This is a genomic window from Helicobacter didelphidarum (genome assembly GCF_003364195.1).
GTDB lineage: Bacteria > Campylobacterota > Campylobacteria > Campylobacterales > Helicobacteraceae > Helicobacter_A > Helicobacter_A didelphidarum.
Genome location: NZ_NXLQ01000048.1, coordinates 1 through 5,259, shown reverse-complemented (window position 1 = coordinate 5,259; position 5,259 = coordinate 1). Strand labels below are relative to the sequence as shown.

Sequence of the window (5,259 nt, the reverse complement as noted above, 5' to 3'; positions counted from 1 at the left end):
GATTTCTTGAGCCATTATCTCATCTTCATGTCCTGCTTGATAACGATTGCCTATACTTGCCTCTGTGCTTGCACCACTAGAGATTAAACCTTGAGTTGAACCTTCTATCTTAATATATGCTGGTTGTGCCATGATAAGTCCTTTGTGCTGATATTGATAGTAAGAGGATTATAGCATAAAAGGATAAAGAGTGGGGAAGAATATAGAATGGTAAAATATATAAAATATTATTTACTTGTTATGATTTATTCTAAAAATATCTTATAAGAATAGAGGGAAATATTATTTGCTATAATATTGATGTAGGATAGGAAGGAGATGCGTATCGCTTCAATGTATTAGCATCTCTATCAAAACGAAATATATTGATATCCCCTGCAAGATAGAATGAAGAGCCTTTGCAAGAGATGGTGTCATAGTTTGTTGCAACTTTTGCACACTGACAATACAATCTTATCTTTTATGATGCATTTCTCCAATCCCATAAATAAAATCCTCTCTCTGGTGGTGATAGAAAATAATTTTCCCTAGCCATATTTTGCAATATAGTTGTATTTGTGTGATTTGTAAGGGCAATAGGGCTTTTTAAATCAATGAAATTTATAGGGAGATTTTTTAGAGAATCTGCATAAAGATTACATACAAGAAGTAATAATAAAAATTGCCTTATTCACTTTCTCCTAATTAAGATACCAAGACTATTTGTCGTAACTCTCAAGTTTGTTGATAGTCTTTCTATAAACAATATTATTATTCTGGATTTCGTGTGTTATTTCAACCATTTCTTTAACATTCAAATCTATAGATTCAACTATATTATAATCAGAAAAATTATCAATATTCACTATCTCTAAAATATCTCCTAATAATAAAAATTGTCGTGTATATTTACCATTCTCAATCTCGTTGATATTTAAAAGAATAAAACTTTGAATTCCACCAACACTTATGTCCTTTACTTTATCAAATTTGTATCGATACACCATCTTTTGACTTGCAAAATCATAAATATCAACTTGAAACTTCCCAAATAATGTTTTATTGCCTATCAATAACCATTTATTGTTAGCCGATACACCAATGCTATTACATTGCTTATCTTTAAATAAATTACTAGATTCTAATGTATCACTTAGTAAAATCTCCATCTTATTTTCTTTGCATAAAAAGATATATTTTTTGTTGTTAGGTATTAAAAAATATGTATTATTATATTTTCTAGTTTGTTGGCAATTATTTATATCATCTATATAAGTAATACTGCTATCATCTGCAAATAATGAGCCTCTTACAAATACACTACTCACTCTATATTTGTCATTAATAAAAATCCCCTCATCTACTTTGATATTCTCGCAAGATGTATGATTTTTATTAGAATAAAATCTTCTTCTAGTTTTAGAATATTCTTCCCAACTCATTAAAGAAGTTTTTAAAGTTTTCTCAATATAAAAATCTCTTATAGGAATCTCTGTATAATTATGGCACGCTACAAGGAATAGCATACAATAAATCATAAAAATAATTTTAGTTATGTGATATAAGATTTTCATTCACTTTCTCCTAGCTTATCAAATTCTTGTTTTTTTTATTTCTTGTAATTCAAAAACGGCTTCCATTGGTTTTAGAGAAACAAAAGGAACCCAAGTCTGTCGATAGTAAGTAACTAATATATAAATACTCCCTTTGTCTTTTTTGATAACACTGAAATCAGTATTCTTCGATTCATCACCTAAATCAACGATAATTCTTCTTTCTTCATCAAGCAATATTATTTCATTATCTGTCTCTACATAACCTAATATAAGATTAGACATTGCAATATTGTAATCCCAACAATGAGTACCACAGAGTATGTTTACATAAATACTATTATTAGGATTATCATAGACTAAGTTTGCTGTTTTAAAATCATAAATTTGCCCTTGATTTTTATTATTGAGTATAAGATATTTATTGTCTAAAGAAAAATACACGTCCCTACATTTTTTATCTTTGTAATGCTCAAGCTCATATAAATTGTTCTCTATATCAAATATATGTAGTTTCCTTTTATCATCGCAGATTCCCAAATATCGCTTATCATAAGAAACATTAAACTTTGCTTCCTTACCATACGATGCCCATATAGTATCATTCGTTTTGTCTTTTATTGTGAATTCCATACCTTCAAAATTTGGACTTACTTTCCTAGCTATTTCATATTGATTGATTTGGATATTGTGTTGATTGTCCCATTGTGCTTTATAGTCTATTAAATTTTTTTGCTTTAAAATTTGTGCTGCATTTTTGTATGATTCTTCTTCGATGACTTTATGATTGTATAATTTTTTTCTGGCTTCATCACTCAAATCACTATGCTCTATCGAAACTATTTTTGCTGTATATGTTTCAAAGCTTGTATATACAGGTTTTGCACAGGATACAAACACTAAACATAAAGATATAAGAAAAGTTAATCTTAAAGTATTCATTCATATTCTCCTAAGTTGTAAGGTATGGGTAGAAACACCATAGCACCAAATTGATACTCAAGGTATTCTCTCAAAGTTGGTGGTGGATTATTAAGCACAACTTATCCTATTATTTGATATTAGATTCTATGTCAAAAAGAAAGCATTGCCCCTTCTCATCATATTCTTCATCATCTGGCACTTTACAAGCTTGAATATATCGAAATGAAGTATCGATACCTCTAAGATACATATCACCAAATTCACCTGTAAATGCGTATCGCTTCAATATATTAGCACTTCTATCAAAACGAAATATATTGATATGTTTTATAAAATTGTATCTACTTTCACCTTCTGTGTAAAATACTACTCCTACTTTTTTATCATCACCAACTCCTAATGGAATCTTGTGCCAATTCTTTGGCATATCTATCTCTAGTATTTTTTTATCTTTTGCATACACATATAAATGTGCTTTTGAACCAAAAATTAGTGTATTGTCATCTTGTATATAACTAAAAGAGCAAGGTGCTATATCTTGCGCAATCTCTAAGGTGTGGTCTAATGTAAGATATGTGAGATAAAATAAAGAGCCTTTGCAAGAAGTAGTCTTATATTGTGTTGCGACTTTTGCACACTCACAATATAAGCTTACCTCTTGTGATGTATCTCTCCAATCCCACAAATAGAATCTTCTCTCTGGTGGTGATAGAAAGTAATTTTCCCTAGCTATATTTTGCAATATGGTTGTATCTGTTTTATTTGTAAGGGCAATAGGGCTTTTTAAATCAATAAAATTTATAGGGAGATTTTCTAGAGAATCTGCATAAAGATTACATACAAGAAGTAATAATAAAAATTGCCTCATTCACTTTCTCCTAATTCGTAAGGTATGGGTAGAAACACCATAGCCCCGAATTGATACTCAAGGTATTCTCTCAAAGTTGGTGGTCGTGAATTCTTTTCATCTATCTTTATTGTAGTAAGATTTTGATTAATTTCTCCCCAACTCACAACTTGTTGTGTAATGCTAGCAGTGTCAGATGTATTAGAATCTATATCTTTGCTACTATCTTGAGGTGAAGTATTCCACACTATCCAATGATTTTTTCCTTTGATTTGTGTTGTATCTCCATTATATAATACTCCACTATTAATTAGAGAAATAATATGAGATTGAGGATATTTTTGCTTATATTCTACAAGTTGAAGCAATTTATTTTTATTGATATGTAGCCCATAAGTTATATTAGAAAATAACAATTCTGCTCCTACTTTGATAAACCATGATTTTAATTCACCCTCAAAGGTTATCCCTGCTATTTTATCATCTGCTTCATCATAATCAAATATGCTATTTTCACTATCTCTTAAACTAGCTAAGGTTATCCAATCTACGCCATTGATATAATCTGCCCAATCTTTAAGGGTTTTTTGTATCAATGAATAAGGATTCTTGCAATCTTCACTTGGTTTAATGTGAAGATTTTTAATATTTGCTTCACCTCTCTCCCATAAGTCAATCACACATTTGACATATAAATCAGGTCTATCTAGCAAAAGACAATAGAAAAATGTAGCAGGTCCGCAAAGTGAAGTGGGTCCCTGGTCTGGATAAAGCGAGTTCGTAGTATCTGATATTTTTTTCTGCTCACTTTGTATATTTGCTTGTGTTGTATAATTATGAGGAGGTTTAGTAAGGTTTATCACTCTTTCTCTTAAAGTGGATATGATATATTCTTTTTCAAAAAGTTTGTCTTTGTATTGCTTAAGCTTGTGAAGTCTTTCTTTCCACCCTTGCCATTGTCGTGATTGATCTAGCTCTAATACAACTTGCCGTATAACTTCTTCATCTCCCAATCTTTCATCTAAAAACACCCCACTAACATTCCTATTCTCAAATTCATTAATCATCTGCAATGCCTTTGCTATCAAATCTGGTGTTTGATTGCTTATGATAAATTTATGCGTATAATTGCTGATTATATTCTTTTTACCATCAAGTTCTATAATCGTTTCAATTTCTTTTTGAAAACTCTTTAGAGAATCTTTATCATTAAAATATATTTCTGTTGTTTGGTTAGAGCTTTTAGATGCTGAATTTATGGGATTAAGTTGCAAATAAAGTGCATAATCACTATTTTGTGTAAGATTAGAATCTTTATATATTTGTAATATTTCTTTATTAGTTTCCAGTTTGATATAATACTCTTCTTGCACTACTTGTTGTTTTATAGATTGTGTGGGATTTGGTAGAATCTGTATTTTGTATGATTTGGGTGAGTTTGGGTATTGGCTTATAGAGATATACTCTTCGTCAAAATAAAATTTTACTTTTCTGATAAAATCTTGCATACATAGATGACCATATTCATAACTCTTACACACTTTCCTTGAGCGATTTTTGGGGTAAGCATAAAAATCTTTATGGTTTATTCTTATTTCAAATCTATTAATATCCCCAAATTCTTTTTTAGAATCAAACATAACTTCTCCGTTAGAATCTGTTTTGTTTGGTAATATGATTTTTTTACTAGATTTTGGTCCAATCCCTAATAATTCAACTTCTGCTCCCTCAATAGCTTTGCCTTGTAAATCTGTGATTTGTAGCCTTATAGTCTCTTTTGAGTATTCTTTTCGTGTTTCATTCATAATTTTTATTCCAGCTTTATATTCTTATTGCTCTCACTCACTTTTCACTTCCCCACCTTTGACTACAAGTCCATTAGAATCTATCACTACTTCTACGCCACCTGCTTTGATAATCACACTATCTCCCTTAGCGGTGATAGTGGTATCTCCT

The 5,259-nt window shown here is 30.1% G+C and carries 4 protein-coding genes and 1 pseudogene; all 5 read right to left on the bottom strand.

What is annotated here, in order from left to right:
• Positions 1-132: pseudogene (locus CQA53_RS13365) on the bottom strand (type VI secretion system tube protein Hcp); the annotation flags it as partial.
• A gap of 566 nt (positions 133-698) precedes the next feature.
• Positions 699-1,553 carry a hypothetical protein gene (locus CQA53_RS09980; protein WP_115543835.1) on the bottom strand — a complete coding sequence of 285 codons (855 nt, stop codon included), beginning with the start codon at positions 1,551-1,553 and terminating at the stop codon, positions 699-701.
• Positions 1,554-1,571: 18 nt separating this feature from the next.
• Positions 1,572-2,474: a hypothetical protein gene (locus CQA53_RS09975; protein ID WP_115543834.1), complete on the bottom strand. Its 903-nt coding sequence runs from the start codon at positions 2,472-2,474 to the stop codon at positions 1,572-1,574.
• Between the two features lie 109 nt (positions 2,475-2,583).
• The gene (locus CQA53_RS09970) at positions 2,584-3,324 is read right to left on the bottom strand and encodes a hypothetical protein (protein WP_112052992.1); all 741 of its coding nucleotides are present in this window, start codon (positions 3,322-3,324) and stop codon (positions 2,584-2,586) included.
• Positions 3,321-5,108 (bottom strand): hypothetical protein, encoded by a 1,788-nt coding sequence (locus CQA53_RS13360; RefSeq protein WP_245945871.1) that lies wholly within the window; start codon positions 5,106-5,108, stop codon positions 3,321-3,323. The genes CQA53_RS09970 and CQA53_RS13360 overlap by 4 nt, the downstream gene beginning before the upstream one ends.
• Between the last annotated feature and the right edge of the window lie 151 nt (positions 5,109-5,259).